This is a genomic window from Salinicola endophyticus, from assembly GCF_040536835.1.
Taxonomy (GTDB): domain Bacteria; phylum Pseudomonadota; class Gammaproteobacteria; order Pseudomonadales; family Halomonadaceae; genus Salinicola; species Salinicola endophyticus_A.
On sequence record NZ_CP159578.1, the window covers coordinates 4,003,734 to 4,027,129 of the forward strand.

Below are 23,396 nucleotides of genomic sequence, written 5' to 3' on the forward strand. Positions count from 1 at the left end.
GCTTTCAGATAGACCCGCGCGACGCCATTTTTCTCCCTGTCAGGAGACGTTGGGTACCTGGGCGATCGGCGTCGGCACCGCTAAGCCCTTCTCGTCGCCCAAGGGCGTGATGGATTCCACCCAGCGGTGATGATGCCCGTGGTGCTAGTAGACCCCCTGACTGCGCAGATAGTCGTCATAGCTGCCGCTGAAATCGACGATGCCATCGTCCTTCATCTCGATGATGCGGGTCGCCAGCGAGCCGACGAACTCGCGGTCGTGGCTGACGAAGATCAGCGTGCCGGGGTAGTTCTCCAACGCCAGGTTGAGCGCCTCGATCGACTCCATGTCGAGGTGGTTGGTGGGCTCGTCCATCACCAGCACGTTGGGCTTCTGCAGGGCCAGCTTGCCGAACAGCATGCGCCCCTGCTCGCCGCCGGAGATCACCTTCACCGATTTGCCGATGTCGTCGTTGGAGAACAGCATGCGACCCAGTGCGCCGCGCACGGTCTGCTCGCCTTCGGTGGTCCACTGGCGCATCCACTCGAACAGCGTCTCGCCACCCTCGAAGTCGGCGGCGTGATCCTGGGCGAAGTAGCCGACCTCCGCCGCGTCGGTCCACTTGACCTCGCCGGCGTCCGGGGTCATCGCCCCCACCAGGCAGTTGAGCAGGGTGGTCTTGCCGATACCGTTGGGGCCGATGATGGCGATACGCTCGCCGGCCTCGACCTGCAGCCCGAAGCGCTCGAACAGCACGTTGTCACCCCAGGCCTTGGTCAGCTTTTCGACATTGAGCGCGTGGCGATGGATCTTCTTGTTCTGATCGAAGCGAATGAACGGGCTGACCCGTGAGGAGGGCTTGACCTCCTCGAGCTGGATCTTGTCGATCTTGCGCTGGCGCGAGGTCGCCTGCTTGGCCTTGGACGCGTTGGCCGAGAAACGGCTGACGAACTGCTGCAGCTCGGCGATCTCGGCCTTCTTCTTGGCGTTCTCGGCGTGCAGACGCTCGCGCGCCTGGGTCGCCGCGGTCATGTACTCGTCGTAGTTGCCGGGGAACAGCCGCAGCTCGCCGTAATCCAGGTCCGCCATGTGGGTGCAGACGCTGTTCAGGAAGTGGCGGTCGTGGGAGATGATGATCATGGTCGAGCTGCGCGCGCGTAGCATGCCCTCGAGCCAGCGGATGGTGTTGATGTCCAGGTGGTTGGTGGGCTCGTCGAGCAGCAGCACGTCAGGATCGGAGAACAGCGCCTGAGCCAGCAGCACGCGCAGCTTCCAGCCCGGGGCGACCACGCTCATCGGCTGGGTGTGCTGCTCGAGAGGAATGCCCAGCCCCAGCAACAGCTCGCCGGCACGCGCCTCGGCGGTGTAGCCGTCGAGCTCGGCGAAGCGCACCTCGAGATCGGCCACCTGCATGCCATCTTCCTCGGACATCTCGGCCTGCGCGTAGATCCGCTCACGCTCGGCGCTGACCTGCCACAGCTCCTGGTTGCCCATGATCACGGTGTCGATCACGCGCTCGTTCTCGAATGCGAACTGATCCTGGCGCAGCTTGCCCAGCCGCGTGGTGGCGTCTTTCATGACCTGCCCGGCACTCGGCTCCAGGTCGCCGCCGAGGATCTTCATGAAGGTCGACTTGCCGCAGCCGTTGGCGCCGATCAGGCCGTAGCGATTGCCCTGGCCGAACTTGACCGAGACGTTTTCGAACAGCGGCTTGGGGCCGAACTGCATGGTGATATTGGCGGTAGAGAGCAAAGGTAGGTACTCGCGGGGGACGGCGTGAATGAAGCGTCCGGGCGCATGTGGCCGGCGCGGGCGCATTGTACGCGCCCGCCGCCGCGGCGATCCACCATCAGCCGATGACAGCGGAACGCCAGGGCTTCCCGGCTCACTCCCCCCGCGGGAAGCGCTGCGCCTCCTCGAGCACGTTGAGATCCATATGGTTGCGCATGTAGCGCTGCGAGGCGTCCTGCAACGGCTGATGATCCCAGGGGTAGTAGTGGCCGTTGCGCAGCGCCTCGTAGACCACCAGGCGCTGGGCCTGGCTCTCGCGCACCTCGGCATCGAAGCGCGGCATGTCCCAGCGCGCGCGCATCTGGGCCTGAAACGCCGCCAGCGTCTCGGCGTGGGCCGGGTCCGTGGCCAGGTTGTGGCGCTCGCGGGGGTCCGCTTCGAGATCGAACAGCTGCGGCGGGTCGAGCTCGCAGTGGTTGAACTTCCAGCGCCCCTGGCGGATCGTCACCAGCGGCGCATAGCTGCCTTCAGCGGCGTACTCCATGTAGACCGGCGCCTCGCGCGTGCCACCCTGGGCCAGCGGCAGCAGCGACTGACCGTCGGTCCAGGGCGCGACCTCGGAGAGATCGATGCCGACCAGATCGGCCAGGGTGGCGTTGATATCGATGGTCGAGACCGGCGTGTCGACGCTGGCCGGCGCCAGCCCCGGGGCGGCGATCATCAGCGGCACCCGCGAGGAGCCGTCGAACGGGCTCATTTTGAACCACAGCCCCTTCTCGCCCAGCATGTCGCCGTGATCGGAGCAGACCACGATGATGGTGTTCTCGGCCATGCGGGTGCGCTCGAGCACATCGAGAATGCCGCCGACCTTGTCGTCGATATAGGAGATATTGGCGAAGTAGCCGCGCCGCGCCCGGCGCACGTGCTCGGGCTGGATATCGAATTTCTCGTAATCGTTGGCAATGAAGATGCGCTGGGAGTGCGGGTCCAGCTCATCGAATGCCAGCGCGCCTTCGGCGGGTTCGAGCTGTTCGCAGTCCGCGTACAGATCCCAGTACTGGCGCCGCGCCACGTAAGGGTCGTGGGGGTGGGTGAAGCTCACGCACAGCGCCCAGGGCCGCGAATCCTGGCCCCGCGAGAGATCGAACAGTTTCTGCTCGGCGTGGAAGGCGACCTCGTCGTCGTACTCCATCTGGTTGGAGATTTCCGCCACCCCGGCGCCGGTCACCGAGCCCAGGTTGTGATACCACCAGTCGATGCGCTCGCCCGGCTTGCGGTAGTCCGGCGTCCAGCCGAAATCCGCCGGATAGACGTCGGTGGTCAGGCGCGTCTCGAAGCCGTGGAGCTGATCCGGGCCGACGAAGTGCATCTTGCCCGAGAGACAGGTGGAGTAGCCGGCCCGGCGCAGGTGGTGGGCCCAGGTCGGCACGGCGGAGCGGAACTCCGCGGCGTTGTCGTAGACCCCGGTGCGCGACGGCAGCTGGCCGGACATGAAGGCGGCGCGCCCCGGCGCACACAGATAGCTGGGGGTGTAGGCGCGATTGAAGTTGACCGCCCGCTTGGCGAGCGCCTTGAGATTGGGCGCATGCAGAAAGTCGGCCGGCCCGTTCTCGAACAGGGTACCGTTCATCTGATCCGCCATCAGCACCAGAATATTGGGTCGTGTCATGGGTCCCCCGGCAGCGTTGCGTGGTCGTCGCCCCTGCGACGGCAGGGGAGTCCCAGCATGCGCGGCGGCGGCGCATCGGCACAAACGATGGATTCGGTGTCTCAGCCCCAGCCAGGCTGGGGCTAGGCTTCATCCGAAAACTACCGGTGCTCGGGTAGGCCTCACAGCCCCAGCGCGGACAACCCCGGGTGATCGTCGGGCCGTCGCCCCAGCGGCCAGTGGAACAGCCGCTCGTCGGCGCGGATCGGCAGGTCGTTGAGACTGGCGTGGCGCTCGGCCATCAGCCCGTTGGCGTCGAAGCGCCAGTTCTCGTTGCCGTAGGAGCGGAACCAGTTGCCGGAATCATCGTGCCACTCGTAGGCGTAGCGCACCGCGATACGCTCGCCATCGAAGGCCCACAGCTCCTTGATCAAGCGGTAGTCGAGCTCGCGCGCCCACTTGCGCGCGAGAAAGGCGCGCGCCTCGTCCCGCCCATGGATGAACTCGGCGCGATTGCGCCAGCGCGTGTCGGCGGTATAGGCCAGCGCAACCTTGTCGGGGTCACGGCTGTTCCAGCCATCTTCGGCCAGGCGCACCTTGCGTATCGCGCTATCACGGTCGAACGGGGGCAGCGGGGGGCGGGATTCTTGGCTCATGGGGGACTCCTCGAAGCTAGGCGCTATCTGAAAACGGCCATCTCGCGGCGCTGCGACAGGGCCGGGTAAGCGTGGGGGTGGATGCGCTACTCAGGCAGCAGTCTGCCACGCGCACGCTGATACATCGCCCGCGGGAAACGACCGATCGCCGCCCCTGGGCGACCCGTGTAGCCACGAAAAAGCCGCCCCCCGAGTATGGAGAGCGGCTGAGGCAATCTCTAGCGAGTGTCGAGCGGGGCTCAGCTTTCGCGCTTGCCGTCGACCAGACGCTTGAGTGTCAGCGGGTTGTCCTGCTTGAGCGCTTCCGGCAGCAGCGCGTCGGGCAGGTTCTGATAGCAGACCGGGCGCAGGAAGCGATGAATGGCCGCCGTACCCACCGAGGTGGTGCGCGCATCCGAGGTCGCCGGGAAGGGGCCGCCGTGGACCATGGCGTCACACACCTCGACCCCGGTGGGCCAGCCGTTGACCAGAATGCGCCCCGCCTTGCGTTCGAGCGTCGGCAGCAGCTCGCGCGCGGCGTCGAGGTCGGCGTCATCCATCTGCAGCGTGATCGTCAGCTGGCCTTCCAGATGTTCGGTGACCTTTTTGAGCTCGGCGGCATCGGCGCACTCGACCACCAGCGAGGTGGAGCCGAACACCTCGGCCTGCAGCGCCTCGTCGCCGAGAAAGTCCTGGGCCGCGGTCACGAACAGGCCGGTCTGGCACTGGTTGGGGCCATCGCCCTTGCTGCCCCGCGCGACTTCCCGCGCCTTGCCGCTGTCGGCGAGGCCTTTGACGCCGCTTTCGTAGGCTTCGAAGATGCCAGGGGTCAGCATGGTCTGGCTACCGCTGGCCTTGACCGCCTCACCGGCCGCCGCGACGAAGGCGTCGAGCGCCGGCCCCTTGACCGCAATCACCAGGCCGGGATTGGTGCAGAACTGCCCCGCGCCCATGTTGAGCGAGGCGACGAACGCTTCACCCATCTCCTTGCCGCGCGCCGCCAGGGCTGCCGGCAGCGGGAACACCGGGTTGATCGAGCTCATCTCGGCGTAGAACGGAATCGGCTCGGGGCGCGACTGCGCCGCCTTCCACAGCGCCAGACCGCCGCTGCGCGAGCCGGTGAAGCCGGCCGCCTTGATCCGCGGGTCGGTGACCAGCGCCTGCCCCACTTCGCGGCCGGAGCCGAACAGCAGCGAGAACACGCCTTCCGGCAGCCCGCACTGCTTCACCGCCGCCTGGATCGCGCGGCCGACCAGCTCACTGGTACCGGGGTGGGCGGAGTGCGCCTTGACGATCACCGGGCAGCCGGCGGCCAGCGCCGAGGCGGTATCGCCGCCGGCCACCGAGAAGGCGAGCGGGAAGTTACTGGCCCCGAACACCACCACCGGGCCGAGCCCGATCTGACGCTGGCGCAGGTCGACCCGCGGCAGCGGCTGGCGCTCGGGCAGCGCCGGATCGACGCGCACGTCGAGCCACTCGCCGTCACGCACCACGCGGGCGAACAGGCGCAGCTGGCCGCAGGTGCGCCCGCGCTCGCCCTGGATGCGCGCCTGCGGCAGGCCGGACTCGGCCACCGCACGCTCGACCAGGGTGTCGCCCAGCGCCTCGATCTGCTCGGCAATGGTTTCCAGAAACTTGGCGCGGGTCTCCAGCGAGGTTTCGCGGTAGTGGTCGAAGGCCGCCCAGGCCAGCTCGCAGGCACGCTCGACCTCTGCCTGGGTGCCACCCGCGTAGGCCGGCTCGAGACGCTCGTCGGTGGCCGGGTTGATCGCGTGGATGGGATCGCGGCTGCCGGTCACGGCCTGCTGGCCGATCAGCATGTCACCTGTCAGATTCATCTTGCCTCCTGAAGTGGTAATGGTCGTGCGTTGGCTGCCGGCCGCAGCCGGATCAGCCAGGCCAGGCCGCCTACGAAAACCGCCCCGGTGACGGCTTTTTCGTACGCGCCCTGGCGTCTAGGATCGCAACGGACCCTCGAGAGCCTAGCAGCATGGTCGCCTAGAGAGCGCCGTTTACGACTAAGGGCTAAGGACTAAAGGCTAAGGGCTAAAGACCAAGAACCCAGGACTCAAAGCGCGACATCGACGCCAGGTCTCGGGCCCCGAGCCCGACACCGCCGCTAAGGCTCAGCGCACCAGCGCCGGGCGCTTGGGATCGAAGCGCCAGCCGTCGATCAGGTACTGCATCGCCATGGCGTCGTCACGGCCTCCGGCCGGCAAGCGCCGGTAGTCGGCGTGGGCGCGTTCGACCGCGTCCATGTCGAGCTCGATGCCCAGCCCCGGGGCGTCGGTGACCGCCACGCGGCCGTCGACGATGCTCGGCGGCTCGCGGGTCAGGCGCGCATCACCCTCCTGCCAGATCCAGTGGGTATCGAGTGCGCTCACCCGGCCCACCGCCGCCGCGCCGACATGCGCGAACATCGCCAGCGAGACATCGAAGTGATTATTGGAGTGAGAGCCCCAGGTCATGCCGTGATCCTGACACAGCTGGGAGACGCGCACGGCGCCGGAGAGGGTCCAGAAGTGCGGGTCGGCGAGCGGAATGTCCACCGCGCGCAGCATCAGCGCGTGGGCCATCTCGCGCCAGTTGGTGGCGACCATGTTGGTGGCCACCGGCAGCCCCGTGGCGTGGCGGAACTCGGCCAGGATCTCGCGCCCGGAAAAGCCCTGCTCGGCACCACAGGGATCCTCGGCATAGGCGAGCACGCCATGCAGGTCGCGGCACAGCCGGATCGCTTCGTCGAGGGACCAGGCGCCGTTGGGGTCGAGCGTGGTGCGCGCTTCGGGGAATGCCGCGTGCAGCGCGCTGACCGCCTCGATCTCCTGCGCCCCCGGCAGCACCCCGCCCTTGAGCTTGAAGTCACGGAAGCCGTAGCGATCATGCGCGGCCTGGGCCTGCTCGACGATCGCCTGCGGCGTCATCGCCGGCTGGTCGCGCAGGCGATACCAGTCGTGCCCCGAGCCAGCGCCGGCAGACGCGCTGCCGCGCCGATAGTCGAGCGGCGTAGCGTGGCCGTCGCCGATGAAGAAGAGATAGCCGAGCACCTCGACATGCTCGCGCTGGCGCCCGTCTCCCAGCAGATCCACCACCGGCACGCCGAGGAACTGGCCCAGCAGATCGAGCAGCGCCGCTTCCAGCGCTGCCACTGCGTTGATACGCAACTCGAAGGTCCAGGAGCCACGGCCGAAGTCCTCGAAATCGGCACTGCGCCCGCGCGCGTGGAGTGACGCCACCACCCCGCGCAGTTGGCCCAGCGACTGCCCGAGTACGCGCTCGCGGGCCTGCTCCAGCGAGCGCTGGATGGTCTCGCCCCCCGGCGCCTCGCCGACCCCGACGTGGCCGGCGCTATCTTCGAGGATCACCAGATTGCGGGTGAACCAGGGCGCGTGGGCCCCGCCGATATTGAGCAGCATGCTGTCGCGGGCGGCGACCGGAATCACCCGCATGGCGGTGATGGTCGGTGTGGCGTGCCTGGGCTTGGCATTCATGGTCGTGGCGTGGCTGGGCATGGCGCCTCCAGCGGTGAGAGCGAGACGGCCCGGCGTCGGTCGGGCCAAATGGAGTGAACGACAGCGGCCGCCGGCGATGGGCGGCGCTTAGATAGCGACAGCGGCCACCGGCGGCCGCAGGGATCACAGACGCTCGGCGTGTTCGATCAGCCGTCTCAGCGTCTCCAGCTCCTGGGCGCTGGGCATCACCAGCGGCGCGCGCACATCGCCCGCGGGGTAGCCGACCAGTCCGGCGCCGGCCTTGATCAGGCTCACCGCATAGCCCTTGGTGGTATCGCGCAGGCCGACGAAGGGAATGAAGAACTCCTGAGTGACGCGGCGCACGAAGGCGTGGTCACCCTCACGCAGCGCCCGATAGAACTTCACCGCCAGCGCCGGCACGAAGTTGAACACCGCCGACGAGTAGGTGCTGACGCCGATCGCCAGATACGCTTCGGCGATGATCTCGGCGGTGGGCACGCCACCAACGTAGGCCAGGCGCTCGCCCAGCGTCTTGATGGTGATGTTGAGCGACTGCATGTCGCCCTTGCCGTCCTTGAGGCCGACCAGGTTGGGGCAGCGCTCGGCCAGCGCCTTGACGCCGTCGACATCGAGCACGCCATTGGCACGGTTGTAATAGATCACCCCCAGCTCGGTGGACTCGCATACGCTGGCGGCATACTCGACGATGCCCGCCTGCGGGCACTCGGTGAGGTAGGGGGGCATCAGCAGGATGCCGTCGGCGCCCGCGTCCTGCGCCGCCTTGGCATGCGCCTTGGCCAGTTCGGCGCTCTGCCCGGCGCTGGCGATGATCGGCACGTGGCCACCCAGGACCTCCACCGCGATGGTGACGATCTCGCGATACTCATCCAGCGTCAGGTTGAAGAACTCCCCGGTCCCCCCAGCGACGAACAGCGCCGACACGTCGTAGTCCTTGAGCCAGGCGAGCCGCCGGCGGTAGCTCTCGGCATCGAACTGGCCGTGGGCATCGAAGTCGGTCACCGGAAAGGAGAGCAGACCGTCGGTGATGGAGGCTTTGAGCGCGTCTCTGGAAAAATTCACCTGGATTCCTCGCTAAGGGCTGGCACGGGCATAAGGGCTGATATGGGGACAAGGGCTGACATGGATAGACGCCGGCAGCGCCCTGTCGACATCACATACCTGCCGACGCATCAGCGGCAGGCTCGATGTCGATGATGTTGTCATACATCATACTATAGTGCCGTTATACCTTAGCCCAAAGCCTAGGAACACACGGACCAGCCTGGCGCGCGGCTGGGGCGCCCCTCACCGTGGCGAGCTGTGACGTGCAGACGTCGATGCCCTGCCCGCCAGCGAGCCCCTCAGCGCCCCAGCGGAATCCGGGTACTCGAGAGCACCTCACGCAGCCCCATGAAGGAGCGGATCTGGCGCACACCGGGCAGATAGATGAGCTGCTCGGCGTGCAGGCGGTTGAAGCTCTGGCTGTCGCGGGTGCGGATCATCAGGAAGTAGTCGAACTCGCCGGTGACCAGATGGCACGCCATGCAGCCGGAGATATGCCGCGCCGCCGCCTCGAAGTCGGCGAACGACTGCGGCGTGGAGCGATCCAGCACCACGCCGATCACCACCACCATGCCGGCGTTCAGGCGCTCGGCGTCGAGCACCGCCACCACCTCCTTGATCAGGCCGCTGCGCTTGAGCCGCTCGACCCGGCGCAGACACGCCGGTGGGCTGAGATTGACCCGCTCCGCCAGCGCCACGTTGGAGAGCGAGGCGTCGTGCTGGAGCACGTCGAGGATCTGACGGTCGATACGATCCAGCGGCGGCGCCTCGGCGGCGTCAGAGAGCGTCATGGCAACACCTCAGCTTAATTTTATTGTGCGTCAGTTATTTTTAGCACAACTATCGATGACATAACTCCACTTATTACTCATATCAGTCCGAAAAAAGATCGCAACTTGCAACCTTACCAATCGGCTTTCCTGATAGCGTTTTAGGCACTGTCTGCCAAGCACCCAGGCATCGCATTCCCGCGACCAGCGGTCTTGCCGCTGCCATCACAACGACAATCCGGTGACCCCATGAGACTCGATCGTTTTCCCCGCTATCCCCTCACCTTCGGCCCCTCTCCGATCACCCCGCTCAAGCGCCTGAGCGAGCATCTCGGTGGCGAGGTCGAGCTCTACGCCAAGCGCGAAGACTGCAACAGCGGGCTCGCCTTCGGCGGCAACAAGACGCGCAAGCTCGAATACCTGATTCCGGAAGTGCTCGAGGGCGGCTACGACACCCTGGTCTCGATCGGCGGCATCCAGTCCAACCAGACCCGCCAGGTCGCCGCGGTGGCCGCGCATCTCGGCCTCGAGTGCGTGCTGGTGCAGGAGAACTGGGTCAACTACGACGACAGCCATTACGACAAGGTCGGCAACATCGAGCTGTCACGCATCATGGGCGCCGACGTGCGCCTCGACCCGGCGGGCTTCGATATCGGCATCCGCGCGAGCTGGGAGCGCGCGCTGGAGGACGTGCGAGCGCGCGGCGGCAAGCCTTATCCGATCCCCGCCGGCTGCTCCGAACACCCCTACGGCGGCCTCGGCTTCGTCGGCTTCGCCGAAGAGGTGCGCCAGCAGGAGCGCGAGCTGGGCTTCACCTTCGACTACATCGTGGTCTGCTCGGTGACCGGCAGCACCCAGGCCGGCATGGTGGTGGGCTTCGCCGCCGATGGCCGGGCGCGTCGAGTCATCGGCATCGACGCCTCGGCCAAGCCGGAGCGGACCCACGCCCAGATCCTGCGTATCGCCCAGAATACCGCCGAGCTGGTCGACCTCGGCCAACCGATCGAGGCCGAGGATGTGATCCTCGACACCCGCTTCGGGCATCCCGAGTACGGCCTGCCCAACGACGGCACCCTGGAGGCCATCCGCCTCTGCGGCCGGCTCGAGGGCGTGCTCACCGACCCGGTCTACGAGGGCAAGTCGATGCACGGCATGATCGACAAGGTACGCCGCGGCGAATTTCCCGCCGGCTCCCGGGTGCTCTACGCCCATCTCGGCGGCGCCCCGGCGCTCAGCGCCTACAGCGAGCTGTTCCACGCCGGCTGAGGGCCATCGCCCTGGGGTATGCTGGCGGCTTCCCGTCACCCACCCAGCGAGGAGACGCGCATGCCCCACGCCAACGCCGGCCCCACCATCGCGCACGCGCTCGATGAGATCGTCACCTGGAGCGCCACCACGCTCTCCCGGCGAATACACGCCCGCGAGGTATCGTGCCGCGACGTGATGGCGGCCTATCTGGCGCATATCGATGCCGCCAACCCGTCGCTCAATGCGCTCGTCTCCCGGCGCCCTTCGGCGACACTGCTGGCGGAGGCGGAGGCGGCCGACCGCGAACTCGCCGCCGGGCGCTCGCGCGGCTGGCTGCACGGCGTGCCCCAGGCGATCAAGGATCTCTCCGACGTGCAGGGGCTGCCCACCATGCAGGGCTCGCCGCTGTGCCGCGATCATCGCGCCGACGCCGACAGCCTGATGGTCGCGCGTATGCGCGCCGCCGGGGCCATCGTGATCGGCAAGACCAATACGCCGGAGTTCGGGCTCGGCTCGCACACCTACAACCCGGTGTTCGGCGCCACCCGCAACGCCCACGCGCCGACCCGCACCGCCGGCGGCTCCAGCGGCGGTGCCGCCGCCGCGCTGGCCATGCGCCTGCTGCCGGTGGCCGACGGCAGCGACATGATGGGCTCGCTGCGCAACCCCGCCGCCTTCAACCAGGTGATCGGCCTGCGCCCCTCGTTCGGGCGCGTCCCCGGTCTGGCGCCGGAGGCGTTCGGCCAGCAGCTTGCCACCAACGGCCCCATGGGCCGCAGCGTCGAGGACGTGGCCCGCCTGCTCGCCGTGCAGGCGGGCTACGACCGCCGCGCGCCGCTGTCGCTGGGTGAAGCGCTGCTGCCCACCGGGCAAGATCCGGCGGCGGCGCTCGAGCGCGACGGCGATGGCCTGCGTATCGCCTGGCTGGGGGACTGGTCGGGGCACCTGGCGCTGGAGCCGGGGGTGCTCGCGCTGTGCGAAAGCGCGCTGCAGCGGCTGGAAGCGGGCGGCTGCCGGATCGAACCGGCGGCCCTGCCGTACTCGCCCGAGGCCCAGTGGCAGAGCTGGACCACCCTGCGCCACTGGGCGGTGTGCGGCAGTCTCGGCGGGTACTACGCCGACCCCGACAGCCGCCACCAGCTCAAGCCGGAGGCGCAATGGGAGGTCGCTCGCGGGCTCGCGCTCTCGGCCCAGGACATCCACGCGGCCAATGTGCGCCGCAGTGAGATCTATCGCGCCTGGTGCGCCCTCTTCGAACGGGTCGACTACGTCGCCATGCCCAGCGCTCAGGTATTCCCGTTCGCCCTCGACACGCCCTGGCCCGAGACCATCGACGGCCGCACCATGGATACCTACCACCGCTGGATGGAGGTGGTGGTGCCCGCCTCGCTGGCGGGTCTGCCCGCGATCAGCGTGCCCGCCGGCGTCGATGCCCGGGGCCTGCCGATGGGGCTGCAGTTGATCGGCGCCCCGCGCGACGACTGGGGCCTGCTGCAACTGGCACGTCTCTACGAGCGCATCAGCGGCGAGCTGGCCCCCATGCCCGCCGCGCTGAGCGGCTGAGCCTCGTCGCGAACCCCGCGCTCTGGCACTCGAGGCGCCAGGGACACGCGTCCAGAGGCGCAATCCAGAAACACCGACTCAGAAACACCGATTCAGAAACACCAGGGGCGGCATCGATGATGCCGCCCCTGGCGGTTGGTCCTGTCGCCGGCGCGTCAGGCACTTCCTGAAAAGTACTGTGCTCGCCGACTTTTCATGTGAACGTTAGAACACGAAGGTCAGCAGCAGGTTGAACACCATCGCCGCGACGAAGCCCAGCGGCGCGGCGCGGAACAGCAGCTTGGGCAGCAGCCCGGCACGCGCGCGGTCATCGGGGCAGGAGCCGAGGATCAGGCTGCCACCGGAGGAGAACGGCGAGATCGAGGTGGCCTGGGCGCCGACCACGATGGCGATGAAGATGATCATCGGGTCGATGGCCAGGGTGTTGGCGATCGGCAGCACCAGCGGGAACAGCGCCGGGGTGACCACGCCCAGGGTGCTGGCGAACAGCGACATCAGCGCCGCCGCCACGCCGAAGGCGACCGGAATCAGCGCCGGCGGGATGTTGGTGCCGATCCACGACCCCAGCAGATCGATGGTGCCGGCCTTGATCGCCACCGAGATCAGCATGCCGACCCCGCAGATCATGATGATGGTGCCCCACGGCAGCGAGGCGATCGCCTGGCGCTCGTCGCCCAGCTTGAGCAGCAGCGCGATGACCGAGAACACGCTGGCGATCAGGCCGATATCGACCTTGGCGTTGACGAAGGCGATCGCGGCATTGCCGGGCAGCAGCAGGCTGGCGATCGGCGGCAGCAGCACCGTGGCCATCATGATCAACGTCAGCGTCAGGGTGGTCTTCTGCTCGCGGTTGAGCGGCGCGGGACGCTCGATGTGCTCCAGCGAGGCCACCGCGCTGCCGCGCCGGCGCCCCACCACGATCAGCCCGGCGAGCACCACCACCGGCACGATCAGGGTGCTGGCGAAGATGCCCAGGGCATTGATGAAGGCCTGGTTGTCGGAGACGCCAGAACTGGTCATCAGGGTGCGGAAGATGATCCCGCTCTGGCTGGAGACGAAGTTGGCCCCGGCCAGCGCGCCGTAGTTCACCGCCATCCCCCCGACGATCAGGCTAAGACCGGTGCGGTTGCACAGCAGCAGGGTGATCGGTGCCATGAACGCCAGCACGGTGTAGTAGCCGGCGCCGAGCCCGGAGATCACCGTGGCGGCGAGAAAGATCGCGAACGGCATCAGGCTGGGCACGTTGCGGCAGCGGTACATCAGATGCTCGGCGAGCTTCTCCAGGGTGCCGTTGACGATGGCGAAACTGTAGAACAGGCAGACCGAGAAGATGATGAAGAAGATCTTCAGCGGCCAGGTGGCGATCACCTCCTTGGGGCTCATGCCCATGCCGAAGCAGCCGATCAGGTAGGCGAAGGCGATCGCGAACAGCCCGATGTTGAGCTTGAAGCGGTAGCCGAGAACGATGGAGACGATGATCGCCCCCACCACCAGCAGACTCATCATGTCAGTTCCCCTCGTGCGTGATCCCGGTACCGGCGCGTCCGGCTCCCGGAGTGATGTTGTTGGCGTGTCTGCGCAAGCGGGCGCTCACTCGCCCGCCAGCGCGATCCGAAACAGCCGCGCCGGGTTGTCGACCAGCACCTGGCGGCGCTCTTGCGGGTCAGGCAGCAGCTTCTCCAGCAGCGCGAACTGGGCGTCGTAGTCGGTGTCCGCCTCGAAGCGGGTGTGCGGCCAGTCGCTGCCCCACAGCAGGTTCTCGCTGTGGCCGTAGGCGTCGCGCAGCCGCTCGATCGAGCGGCTCGCCTGATCCAGGCTCGACCGGCTGCGGTAGGTGGCCGAGAGCTTGACCCACAGCGGCTGGTGCGCCATCCGCGTCAGTAGTGCACGATGTGCCGGATTCACCGGATCGATTTCGCCGCCCGGCAGGCCGAAGTGATCGATCACCACGTCGCAGCCGGCGTCCAGGATCGGCGCCACCACGTCATCGAGATCTTCCATTCCGCGCTGGATCTCCACCGACCAGCGGCGCCGGGCCAGCTCCGTGAAGAAGCCCTGCCACGGCGCCGCGGCGTAATCGTCGAGCGTCTTGCCGATCAGGTTGAGACGCACGCTGACCACCCCGGCGGCGTCGAGCGCATCCAGCGCAGCCGCAGAGATCGTCGGTTCGACCACCGCGGTGCCGCGCAGCCGCTCGGGGTAGCGGCGCAGTGCCGCCAACAGATAGTCGTTGTCGGTACCGAGGAAGCTCGGCTGCACCAGGACACCGTGGGACAGGCCACAGCGGTCCAGATGGGCCAGATACGTTTCCACCTTGGCGTCGTAGTCCGGGCTATAGCGCCGGCCCTCCACCAGCGGCAGATCGCGCTGGAAGATGTGAGCATGGGTATCCACGCCCGTTACGACTTTAGCAGTAGAATGCATCATAAAATCCTTGAATCACATGATATAAGCCTATGCAATCAGCCCTTGTCCGACCGCTTCGACTCATCCATTCATCTATATGAATAGATCAATCGACAGCATACACGCTTTTAGTCGCAGTTTTCTTTACCTACGACTAAAGGTGATACATTGAAATCAATAACAGGCAGGGAACCTAACGTGATGAGAACGTCGAGCCTGCAGACCGACGAACGTCTGCCGCTCTATCAACGCCTGCGCGACGATATGCTCTCGCGCATCGCTTCCGGGGAGTGGGCACCCGGCATCGCCATCCCCACCGAAGCCGAGCTGACCAAGCAGTACGGCGTCGCGGTGGGCACCCTGCGCAAGGCCGTGGATACCCTGGTCCAGGACGGCCTGATGGAGCGCAGCCAGGGGCGCGGCACCTTCATTCGGCGCCCCAACTTCCAGGGCTCCCTGTTCCGTTTCTTCCGCCAGGTGGATGCGCTCGGCGAGCGCCAAGTACCCACCAGCCGGATTCTGAGCCGAACGCGTGCCCAGGCCCCGGAGAACGTGGCCAAGGCGCTGGACCTCGCCCCGGGGAGCGAGGTGATCAAGCTCGAACGGCTGCGCCAGATCGGCGGCAGCAACGTCTCGCGGGAGGAGATCTGGCTGCCGGCGGCGCGCTTCGACCGGCTGATGTCGGTGGACCCGGAGGCGTTCGAGAACCTGCTCTACCCCTTCTACGAGACCCAGTGCGGCCAGCTGGTGGCCTCGGCGCGCGAGACCCTCACCGTGGAGACCGCCGACGCCCACACCGCCGCGGCGCTGGAGATCGCCGAGGGGGCGCCGGTGGTGAACATCGAACGCCTGGCGCTGGGTTACGACGGCACGCCGCTGGAGTTTCGCCGCACCCTGGGCAATGCCGAGACCTTTCGCTATCAGGTCGACATCACCTGAGACCGCGACCCGTAAGGGAACGTAACGCGGGCGTCACGGTCGATGGAGAGGGCCTCAAGATGCCGGGCCCGCTCCCATCGCCGCGCAGGATGTCACCGTGTTTCGATCCTTCTTTCCTCGACCCGCGCTGCTCTCGCTCAGCGCACTCGTCTGGTCGCTGCTGTGCCTGGGGCTGTGGGACACCACCGCCAACGCCTGGGGTGCCGTCATCGGCCTGCCCCCGCTCGCCCCCGGCGCCGAGCTGCCGATCGATGTCTCGCGCTTCTGGGCGCCGTCGTTTTTGTGGTTCTACCTCTACTACATCCTGTGCACGGCGCTCTTCGCCGCCGCCTGGTTCCGCTTAAGCCCGCACCGCTGGCAGCGCTGGTCGATCCTCGGCAGCGCGCTGATCGTGTTCTTGACCTACTTCTCGGTCCAGACCAGCGTCGCGGTCAACGCCTGGTACGGGCCGTTCTGGGACATGGTGCAGCGGGCGCTGAGCGGCGACGGCGCGGTGAGCGCGGCGGATCTCTACGGCGAAATGCTCGCCTTCGCCGGTATCGCCTTCGTCGCGGTCACGGTGGGGGTGTTCAACCTGTTCTTCGTCAGCCACTACATCTTCCGCTGGCGTTGGGCGATGAACGACTACTACATGCACCACTGGTCGCGCCTGCGCCATGTCGAGGGGGCCGCTCAGCGCGTGCAGGAGGACACCATGCGTTTCTCCACCACGCTGGAGGGGCTGGGGGTGAGTCTGCTCAAGTCGGTGCTGACGCTGATCGCCTTCCTGCCGCTGCTGGTAACGATGTCCCAGCACATCACCGAACTGCCGCTGGTCGGGCACGTCTCCAACGCCCTGGTGTGGTCGGCGGTCGCCTGGTCGCTGTTCGGTACCCTGTTCCTGGCACTGGCAGGGGTCAAGCTACCGGGGCTGGAGTTTCGCAATCAGCGCGTGGAGGCGGCCTACCGCAAGGAGCTGGTCTACGGCGAGGACGCCGCCGAGCGCGCCCGCCCGGCCACGGTAGCGGAGCTTTTTCAGGCGGTGCGGCGCAACTACTTCCGGCTCTACTGGCACTATGCCTACTTCAATATCGCGCGCATCTTCTACCTGCAGGCGGATGCGGTCTTTGCCTTCATCGTGCTGGCGCCCTCGATCGTCGCCGGCAAGCTGACCCTGGGCCTGTTGCAGCAGATCCTCAACGTCTTCGGCCAGGTGCGCGACTCCTTCCAGTATCTGGTCAACTCTTGGTCGACCATCATCGAACTGCTGTCGATCGTCAAACGTCTGCGCACCTTCGAGCGGATGATCGAACGCACGCCGGAGGCCCCCCAGGCAACGACCTGAGAGATGACGGCGGGGCACGCAGCGCCCTGCCTTCATCGCCACGTCACCGCCCGGTCAAAGCGCTGTCATTCAAATGACATTCGAATGCCACGCTCCTGACATCTTGTCGTCCTAGCGTACGCACCACACCCTGTAACGCTCTGTCAGGAGATGTACCGTGCGCCTTACCCCTATGCTGCTTCCGTTCGTCGCTGTCACCGCGCTCTCTCTCTCCACCTCGGCCCAGGCGGCCACCACCATCACCTGGTGGCACGCCATGGAGGGCGTGCTCGGCGAGAAGGTCAACGCCATCGCCGACGAGTTCAACGCCTCCCAGGACGACTATGTGGTCAAGCCCGTCTACAAGGGCAGCTACAGCGATAATCTGACCGCGACCATCGCTGCTTTCCGCGCCGGCCAGGCACCGGCGATCACCCAGGTGTTCGAGGTCGGCACGGCGACGATGATGAACGCCAAGGGCGCGATCTATCCGGTCTACCAGTTGATGCAGGACACCGGCACGGCGTTCGATCCCGACGCCTTCCTTCCGGCGGTGAAGAGCTACTACACCTCGCGCGACGGCCACATGCTGTCGATGCCTTTCAACTCCTCCACCCCGGTGCTTTATTACAACAAGGACGCCTTCGCCAAGGCCGGCATCGAGACGCCGCCCAAGACCTGGGCCGAGGTCGGCAAGGACGCCCACAAGCTGGTCGAGAGCGGCGCCGCCGAGTGCGGTCTGACCACCGCCTGGCCGAGCTGGACCCAGCTGGAGAACTTCAGCGCGATCAACGATGTGCCCTTCGCCACCCAGGCCAACGGCTTCAATGGTACCGACGCCCGCCTGGTGTTCGACAAGCAGCCGGCCACGGTGGGGCATATCCAGGATCTGGCCGAGTGGCAGAAGAGCCACGCCTTCGAGTATGGCGGCCGCGCCGACAACGGCACCAAGCGTTTCCAGTCGGGGCGCTGCGCCATGCTGACCACCTCCTCCGCCTCGCGTGCGGGTATCCAGGAAGCCGCCAAGGGCAAGTTCACCTTCGGCATCGCCCCGCTGCCCTATGACGCCGAAGCGGTGAGCCAGCCCCGCAACTCGATCATCGGCGGCGCCTCGCTGTGGGTCATGCAGGGCCAGTCGGACAAGGTCTACAAAGGCGTGGCCGAGTTCCTCAACTTCCTCTCCTCGCCGGCGATACAGGCCGACTGGGCCAGCTTCACCGGCTATGTGCCGATCACCACTGCCGCCTATCAGCAGTTGAAAGAAGAGGGCTTCTACGCCAAGACGCCGGGCGCCAGCGTGGCGATCGACCAGCTGACCCGGGGCACGCCGGATGACAACGGCCGCGGCCTGCGTCTGGGCAACATGCCGCAGATCCGCAACATCATCGCCGAGCAGCTGGAGAAAGCGTTCAACGGCAGCGAGCCCGCCGCCCAGGCACTGACCGAGGCCGCCAAGCGTGGCAATGCGGAGCTCGAGCAGTTCGAGCGCAGCGTCTCGAACTAGGGCTGCGTACGCAAACGATCTGCGCGCGCTGACCTTGTGTCCAAACCCTAAGCGCCTGAGATGTCCTTCTCTCCTGTCGAGTCCCTGAAAGCGGGCGGCGCAAGCCGCCCGCTGTGCCGATCAAGATGACCACTTTCGAACGTCACTCCGTCACTCCCTGGCTGCTGCTGGCGCCCCAGCTCGCGGTGGTTGCCATCTTCTTCTTCTGGCCCGCCGCCGAGTCAGTGCGTCAGGCGTTCTACGTGCAGGATGCCTTCGGCCTCGGTGAGCGCTTCGTCGGGCTCGCCAACTTTCAGCATGTGCTCAGCTCCCCCGGCTACTGGCACGCCTTCGGCGTCACCGCGCTGTTCAGCCTGCTGGTGGCGGCGGGCGCCATGGGTCTGGCACTGCTGCTGGCGGTCCTCGCCGACCGCGTGCTCCACGGCGCCAAGCTCTACCGCGTGCTGCTCACCTGGCCCTATGCGGTAGCACCGGCGGTGGCAGGGCTTTTGTGGCTGTTCATGTTCGACCCGGTGCTCGGCGTGCTGACCCACGCCCTGGCCGCTTTCGGCGTGCACTGGGATGCCCAGCTCGACCCCGGCCAGGCGCTGGCGCTGGTGGTGATCGCCTCGATCTGGCAGCAGATGAGCTATAACTTCGTGTTCTTTCTCGCCGGGCTGCAGATGATCCCCGCCTCGCTGCTCGAGGCCGCCGCCATCGACGGCGCCGGGCCGTTTCGGCGCTTCTTCGGCATCACCCTGCCGCTGCTGTCGCCGACCGCCTTCTTCCTGCTGGTGATGAACAGCGTCTACGTGCTGTTCGAGACCTTCGCCACCATCGACAACACCACCCTGGGCGGCCCCGGCGGCGCCACCCGCACGCTGGTCTACAAGCTCTACGAGGATGGCTTCGTGGGCCGCGACCTGGGCGGCTCCAGCGCCCAGTCGGTGCTGCTGATGCTGCTGGTCGGGGTGCTCACCTTCATCCAGTTCCGCTATCTCGAACGCAAGGTCGCCTACTGATGCGCTATCGTCGCCCCGGCCTCGACGGCCTCACTCACCTGCTGCTGATCATTGGCGTGGTGATCTTCGGGCTACCGCTGTGGCTCGCGCTCACCGCCTCCACCCATAGTGCCGCGGATCTGCAGAACGGCATCGCCCCGCTGTGGTTCGGCGACCAGGGGCTGGCCAACTACTGGCAGCTACTGTCGCAGCCGATGCCCGGGCTCGGCGTCAGCGCCCTGCGCCTGCTCGGCAACTCGCTGGTGATGGCGCTGGGTATCGCCCTGGGCAAGATCGCGATCTCGCTGCTGGCCGCCTATGCCATCGTGTTCTTCCGCTTTCCCTGCCGCACGCTCTGCTTCTGGCTGATCTTCGTCACCCTGATGCTGCCGGTGGAAGTGCGCATCGTGCCGACCTACGGCGTGGTGGCGCGCTTCGGGCTGATCGATACCTACGCCGGGATGATCCTGCCGCTGATCGCCTCGGCCACCGCCACCTTCCTGCTGCGCCAGTGCTTTCTGAGCCTGCCGTCGGAGCTGTTCGAGGCGGCACGGCTGGATGGCGCCGGGCCGCTGCGCTTTCTCAAGGATTTCGTGCTGCCGCTGTCGCGGACCAACCTCGCGGCGCTGTTCGTGATCATGTTCATCTATAGCTGGAACCAGTACCTGTGGCCGCTGCTGGCGGCCAACTCGCCGGATCACGCCACCGCCGTGATCAGTCTGAAGAATCTGGTGCAGTCCACCGACACCCTGCCGCCCTGGCAACTGGCCACCGCGATGACGCTGCTCACGGTGCTGCCGCCGGTGGTGGTGATCGTCGCCATGCAGCGCTTCTTCGTGCGTGGGCTGACCGATGCCGAAAAGTGACCCCAAACGCCAAGAGACTCATCCCATGGCCACGCTGACATGCCGCCAGCTCGGCAAGACCTACAAGGGCGGCCAGCGCGCCGTCGACGGTATCGATCTGACCCTGGAAAGTGGCGAGCTGATGGTCGTGGTGGGCCCCTCGGGCTGCGGGAAGTCGACCTTCCTGCGGCTGGTGGCGGGGCTCGAGACTATCAGTGATGGCGAGCTGGAGATCGGCGGGACGCTGGCCAACCGCCTGGAGCCGGCCCAGCGCGGGGTGGCGATGGTATTCCAGAACTACGCCCTCTACCCGCACATGAGCGTGTTCGACAACATGGCCTATGCGCTCAAGCTGCAGAAGCGCCCGCGCGAGGAGATCACGCGCCGGGTACGCGAGGCCGCGACCCTGCTGGGCATCGAGGCGCTGCTCGAACGCCGCCCGCGCCAGCTCTCCGGCGGCCAGCGCCAGCGCGTGGCGATGGGCAGGGCGATCGTGCGCGAGCCGCGCGTGTTCCTGTTCGACGAGCCGCTCTCCAACCTCGATGCCGCGCTGCGCGTGCAGATGCGCCTGGAGATTCGACGCCTGCAGCAGCGCCTGGGCGCGAGCATGCTCTATGTCACCCACGACCAGGTCGAGGCGATGACCCTGGCCGACCGTCTGGTCGTCATGCGCGACGGCCGCATCGAGCAGATCGGCACTCCGATGAGCCTGTTCGAGACGCCCGCCAGTTGCTTCGTGGCGCGCTTCATCGGCTCACCGGCGATGAACCTGCTGCCGGTGACCCACAGCGACGGCAGAGCACGGCTGCCCGGCGGCCTGATCCTCGAAACAGACGCCCTCGAGGCCGAAGCCAGGGCCGATACGGCGGCGAACGCGGAGGTCAAGGCGCCCGCGCGTGCCGCCACCCTGGGCGTACGCCCGGAGCATCTGCGCCTCGACCCGCAGGGCGAGTTCGCGGTCACCCTGGAGATGATCGAACGCCTGGGGGTGGATGCGCTGGCCTACTGCCGCCTGCCGGGGCTCGACGCCCCGCTCACCGCGCGGCTGCCGCTGGCCACGCTGGAGGCCGCGGCACTGCGTGAGGGCAGCGAGATCCGCCTCGGCGTCGACGGCCCGCTGCACCTGTTCGACGCCGAAGAGCGGCGTCTGGCACGGCGGGCGCGTCTTGTCGCCGAGACATCAGCAGCGACATCGCGCATCGCCTGAGACGGTATCGCTCTGCTGGGATCAGGACGCCGCCTGCGCGCCCCGGGTCTCGACGTGGATACAGGCCACGCTGACCGTGTCGTCCACCGGCTCCAGCGGCGGGTCGGTGCGGGTGCAGGCCTCGGTGGCACGATGGCAGCGCGGGGCGAACGGGCAGCCCGGCGGCGGCGCCAGCGGTGACGGCGGCTCGCCTTTTAGCCGTACCCGCTCGCGGCGCCGGTTGGGGTCGGCCACCGGCGTGGCCGAGAACAGCGCCTGGGTGTAGGGGTGGCGCGGCTGGCTGAAAACCGTCTCCGCCGGCCCCGTCTCCACCGGCTGGCCGAAGTACATCACGATGACGTCGTCGGCGATGCGCCGCACCACCGAGAGATCGTGGGAGATGAACACGTAGGCCAGCCCGAACTCATCCTGTAGATCCGCGAGCAGATTGAGCACCTGGGCCTGGATCGACAGATCCAGCGCCGAGACCGGCTCGTCGAGCACCAGGATCTTAGGGTTGAGCATCAGCGCGCGGGCGATCGCGATACGCTGACGCTGGCCGCCGGAGAACATGTGCGGGTAGCGATCGGCGTGCTCGGGGCGCAGGCCCACCTTCTCGATCATCTCCAGCGCGGCGGCGCGGCGCTGGCTTGCGCTCATCTCGCGGCGGTTGAGCTTGAGCGGCTCCTCCAGCATGGTCGCCACGGTCTTGCGCGGGTTGAGCGAGCCATAGGGGTTCTGGAAGATGATCTGCACCTCGCGGCGCAGCGCCGCCGGCGGGCGCTGGCCCGGCTTGAGCGCCACCGCCTGGCCGTTGATGCTGAGCTCGCCGCTGGTGGGCGGCTCGATCATCGTCAGCACCCGCGCCAGGGTCGACTTGCCGCAGCCCGACTCGCCGACCACCGCCAGCGTCTGCCCGGCGAACAGCTCGAACGAGGCCTCGTTGAGCGCCTTGACCGTGGCCGGCCTGGAGAACGGCCCGCCCTTGATCTCGTAGTAGCGCGTCAGGTGACGCGCGCGCAGTACCGCTTCACGGCTCATGGACGCACCTCCGGTCGCGAGGGGGAAGACGCCTCGGGCGAGACGCCGGGGGAAGGGTCGGATGACGCCTCGCCATCCGGCCGCCCGAGCGGGTAGTGGCACAGCGTGCGCGCCGGGTCATCCGGCGCCGCCACCGGCTCCACCTCGCGGCAGTGGTCGGTGGCGTAACGGCAGCGCGGGTTGAACAGACAGCCGGTGGGGCGGTCGTGCTGGCCCGGCACCACGCCGGGGATGGTCGGCAGCCGCGACTGCCCCGCGGCGCGCTCCGGCAGGGCCGAGAGCAGCGCCTCGGTATAGGGGTGGCGCGGGTGGGCGAACAGCGACCTCACCTCCTGCTGCTCCACCTGGCGCCCGGCGTACTGCACGATCACCTGCTTGGCGGTCTCGGCGACCACGCCCATGTCGTGGGTGATCAGGATCAGCGCCATGCCCTTCTCCTCCTGCAGCTTGAGCAGCAGTTCGAGGATCTGGGCCTGAATGGTGACATCCAGCGCCGTGGTCGGCTCGTCGGCGATCAGCAGCCGCGGATCGCAGGAGATCGCCATGGCGATCATCACCCGCTGGCTCATGCCGCCGGAGAGCTGATGCGGATACGCCTTGATCCGCCGCGCCGGGTCGGGAATCCCCACCTGGGCGAGCAGTTCCAGCGCCCGCTCGTGACGCTCGCGGCGCGAGCCGCCCTTGTGCTGCTTGATCATCTCGTCGATCTGGGTGCCCACGGTGAAGCACGGATTCAGGCTGCTCATCGGCTCCTGAAAGATCATCGACATCTCGCCGCCGACGATGCGCCGGCGCTGACGCGAACTCAGACGCTGCAGATCCTGGCCGTCGAAGGCCATGCGCTCGGCGCTGACCTGGGCGGTCCACGGCAGCAGCCCCATGGTCGCCAGCATCGAGACCGACTTGCCCGAGCCGGACTCGCCGACGATCGACAGCACGTCGCCGTGATCCACCTGGATATCGACGTTCTCGACCGCCGTGAACAGGCCACTGTTGGTCTGGAATCGCACGCTCAGGCCTGCGATATCAAGTAATGCCATGTGAACTCCTCGTCGCGTCGCCACGCCCGCCCCGGTCTTCAGCGCC

General features: G+C 67.3%; 19 protein-coding genes. 8 read left to right on the top strand and 11 right to left on the bottom strand.

Annotated elements, in window-relative coordinates:
- Positions 1-144: 144 nt before the first annotated feature.
- From ABV408_RS18085 to ABV408_RS18115, 7 genes are all read right to left on the bottom strand, one after another.
- Positions 145-1,731, bottom strand: a complete 1,587-nt coding sequence (locus ABV408_RS18085; RefSeq protein ID WP_353980265.1) for an ABC-F family ATPase — start codon at positions 1,729-1,731, stop codon at positions 145-147.
- Positions 1,732-1,864: 133 nt separating this feature from the next.
- The gene (gene betC / locus ABV408_RS18090; RefSeq protein WP_353980266.1) at positions 1,865-3,379 is read right to left on the bottom strand and encodes a choline-sulfatase; all 1,515 of its coding nucleotides are present in this window, start codon (positions 3,377-3,379) and stop codon (positions 1,865-1,867) included.
- Positions 3,380-3,540: 161 nt separating this feature from the next.
- Positions 3,541-4,014, bottom strand: a complete 474-nt coding sequence (locus tag ABV408_RS18095; protein WP_353980267.1) for a nuclear transport factor 2 family protein — start codon at positions 4,012-4,014, stop codon at positions 3,541-3,543.
- Between the two features lie 239 nt (positions 4,015-4,253).
- On the bottom strand, positions 4,254-5,831 hold the full coding sequence (locus tag ABV408_RS18100; protein ID WP_353980268.1) for an aldehyde dehydrogenase (NADP(+)): 1,578 nt from the start codon (positions 5,829-5,831) through the stop codon (positions 4,254-4,256).
- A gap of 288 nt (positions 5,832-6,119) precedes the next feature.
- On the bottom strand, positions 6,120-7,502 hold the full coding sequence (locus tag ABV408_RS18105) for an enolase C-terminal domain-like protein (RefSeq protein ID WP_353980269.1): 1,383 nt from the start codon (positions 7,500-7,502) through the stop codon (positions 6,120-6,122).
- Between the two features lie 123 nt (positions 7,503-7,625).
- Complete coding sequence (kdgD, locus tag ABV408_RS18110) at positions 7,626-8,543, bottom strand: 5-dehydro-4-deoxyglucarate dehydratase (protein ID WP_353980270.1); 918 nt, start codon at positions 8,541-8,543, stop codon at positions 7,626-7,628.
- Positions 8,544-8,824: 281 nt separating this feature from the next.
- Positions 8,825-9,316: a winged helix-turn-helix transcriptional regulator gene (locus tag ABV408_RS18115; protein WP_353980271.1), complete on the bottom strand. Its 492-nt coding sequence runs from the start codon at positions 9,314-9,316 to the stop codon at positions 8,825-8,827.
- Between the two features lie 228 nt (positions 9,317-9,544).
- Here ABV408_RS18115 and ABV408_RS18120 point away from each other — a divergent pair, with 228 nt between their 5' ends.
- Complete coding sequence (locus ABV408_RS18120; protein WP_285950807.1) at positions 9,545-10,561, top strand: 1-aminocyclopropane-1-carboxylate deaminase; 1,017 nt, start codon at positions 9,545-9,547, stop codon at positions 10,559-10,561.
- 60 nt (positions 10,562-10,621) lie between these two features.
- The gene (locus tag ABV408_RS18125; protein ID WP_353980272.1) at positions 10,622-12,106 is read left to right on the top strand and encodes an amidase; all 1,485 of its coding nucleotides are present in this window, start codon (positions 10,622-10,624) and stop codon (positions 12,104-12,106) included.
- 204 nt (positions 12,107-12,310) lie between these two features.
- Here ABV408_RS18125 and ABV408_RS18130 read toward each other — a convergent pair whose 3' ends face one another.
- Both ABV408_RS18130 and ABV408_RS18135 read right to left on the bottom strand, forming a co-directional pair.
- Entirely contained in the window at positions 12,311-13,612 is a 1,302-nt protein-coding gene (locus tag ABV408_RS18130; RefSeq protein WP_353980273.1) for an SLC13 family permease, read from the bottom strand.
- A gap of 84 nt (positions 13,613-13,696) precedes the next feature.
- A complete protein-coding gene (locus ABV408_RS18135; RefSeq protein WP_353980274.1) occupies positions 13,697-14,500 on the bottom strand; it encodes an amidohydrolase family protein in 804 nt (267 codons plus the stop codon).
- 213 nt (positions 14,501-14,713) lie between these two features.
- On the opposite strand from ABV408_RS18135, the gene ABV408_RS18140 reads away from it, so the two are divergent.
- The 6 genes from ABV408_RS18140 (at position 14,714) to ABV408_RS18165 (ending at position 21,290) form a co-directional block, all read left to right on the top strand.
- Positions 14,714-15,451 (top strand): GntR family transcriptional regulator, encoded by a 738-nt coding sequence (locus ABV408_RS18140; RefSeq protein WP_353980275.1) that lies wholly within the window; start codon positions 14,714-14,716, stop codon positions 15,449-15,451.
- Positions 15,452-15,548: 97 nt separating this feature from the next.
- Positions 15,549-16,775, top strand: coding sequence for a peptide antibiotic transporter SbmA (gene sbmA / locus ABV408_RS18145; RefSeq protein WP_353980276.1), 1,227 nt, complete (start codon positions 15,549-15,551; stop codon positions 16,773-16,775).
- 157 nt (positions 16,776-16,932) lie between these two features.
- Positions 16,933-18,258 (top strand): sn-glycerol-3-phosphate ABC transporter substrate-binding protein UgpB, encoded by a 1,326-nt coding sequence (ugpB, locus tag ABV408_RS18150; RefSeq protein ID WP_353980277.1) that lies wholly within the window; start codon positions 16,933-16,935, stop codon positions 18,256-18,258.
- A gap of 125 nt (positions 18,259-18,383) precedes the next feature.
- The gene (gene ugpA, locus ABV408_RS18155) at positions 18,384-19,259 is read left to right on the top strand and encodes a sn-glycerol-3-phosphate ABC transporter permease UgpA (protein ID WP_353980278.1); all 876 of its coding nucleotides are present in this window, start codon (positions 18,384-18,386) and stop codon (positions 19,257-19,259) included.
- Positions 19,259-20,104, top strand: a complete 846-nt coding sequence (gene ugpE, locus ABV408_RS18160; protein ID WP_353980279.1) for a sn-glycerol-3-phosphate ABC transporter permease UgpE — start codon at positions 19,259-19,261, stop codon at positions 20,102-20,104. The genes ugpA and ugpE overlap by 1 nt, the downstream gene beginning before the upstream one ends.
- 25 nt (positions 20,105-20,129) lie before the next feature.
- Positions 20,130-21,290 carry a sn-glycerol-3-phosphate ABC transporter ATP-binding protein UgpC gene (locus ABV408_RS18165; protein WP_353980280.1) on the top strand — a complete coding sequence of 387 codons (1,161 nt, stop codon included), beginning with the start codon at positions 20,130-20,132 and terminating at the stop codon, positions 21,288-21,290.
- 21 nt (positions 21,291-21,311) lie between these two features.
- Here the strand turns inward: ABV408_RS18165 and ABV408_RS18170 are convergent, their stop codons facing one another.
- Both ABV408_RS18170 and ABV408_RS18175 read right to left on the bottom strand, forming a co-directional pair.
- The gene (locus ABV408_RS18170) at positions 21,312-22,310 is read right to left on the bottom strand and encodes a dipeptide ABC transporter ATP-binding protein (protein ID WP_353980281.1); all 999 of its coding nucleotides are present in this window, start codon (positions 22,308-22,310) and stop codon (positions 21,312-21,314) included.
- Positions 22,307-23,350 carry an oligopeptide/dipeptide ABC transporter ATP-binding protein gene (locus ABV408_RS18175; protein WP_353980282.1) on the bottom strand — a complete coding sequence of 348 codons (1,044 nt, stop codon included), beginning with the start codon at positions 23,348-23,350 and terminating at the stop codon, positions 22,307-22,309. The genes ABV408_RS18170 and ABV408_RS18175 overlap by 4 nt, the downstream gene beginning before the upstream one ends.
- Positions 23,351-23,396: the final 46 nt, after the last annotated feature.

Bases quoted from the DNA above. Each gene is read 5' to 3' on its own strand.
- ABV408_RS18170 (WP_353980281.1), bottom strand. From the start codon at position 22,310: ATGAGCCGTGAAGCGGTACTGCGCGCGCGTCACCTGACGCGCTACTAC.
- ABV408_RS18175 (WP_353980282.1), bottom strand. From the start codon at position 23,350: ATGGCATTACTTGATATCGCAGGCCTGAGCGTGCGATTCCAGACCAAC.
- ugpA (WP_353980278.1), top strand. From the start codon at position 18,384: ATGACCACTTTCGAACGTCACTCCGTCACTCCCTGGCTGCTGCTGGCG.
- betC (WP_353980266.1), bottom strand. From the start codon at position 3,379: ATGACACGACCCAATATTCTGGTGCTGATGGCGGATCAGATGAACGGT.
- ABV408_RS18095 (WP_353980267.1), bottom strand. From the start codon at position 4,014: ATGAGCCAAGAATCCCGCCCCCCGCTGCCCCCGTTCGACCGTGATAGC.
- ugpE (WP_353980279.1), top strand. From the start codon at position 19,259: ATGCGCTATCGTCGCCCCGGCCTCGACGGCCTCACTCACCTGCTGCTG.
- ABV408_RS18120 (WP_285950807.1), top strand. From the start codon at position 9,545: ATGAGACTCGATCGTTTTCCCCGCTATCCCCTCACCTTCGGCCCCTCT.
- ABV408_RS18105 (WP_353980269.1), bottom strand. From the start codon at position 7,502: ATGCCCAGCCACGCCACGACCATGAATGCCAAGCCCAGGCACGCCACA.
- ABV408_RS18140 (WP_353980275.1), top strand. From the start codon at position 14,714: ATGAGAACGTCGAGCCTGCAGACCGACGAACGTCTGCCGCTCTATCAA.
- ABV408_RS18100 (WP_353980268.1), bottom strand. From the start codon at position 5,831: ATGAATCTGACAGGTGACATGCTGATCGGCCAGCAGGCCGTGACCGGC.
- ABV408_RS18125 (WP_353980272.1), top strand. From the start codon at position 10,622: ATGCCCCACGCCAACGCCGGCCCCACCATCGCGCACGCGCTCGATGAG.
- ABV408_RS18115 (WP_353980271.1), bottom strand. From the start codon at position 9,316: ATGACGCTCTCTGACGCCGCCGAGGCGCCGCCGCTGGATCGTATCGAC.
- ABV408_RS18130 (WP_353980273.1), bottom strand. From the start codon at position 13,612: ATGATGAGTCTGCTGGTGGTGGGGGCGATCATCGTCTCCATCGTTCTC.
- ABV408_RS18165 (WP_353980280.1), top strand. From the start codon at position 20,130: ATGGCCACGCTGACATGCCGCCAGCTCGGCAAGACCTACAAGGGCGGC.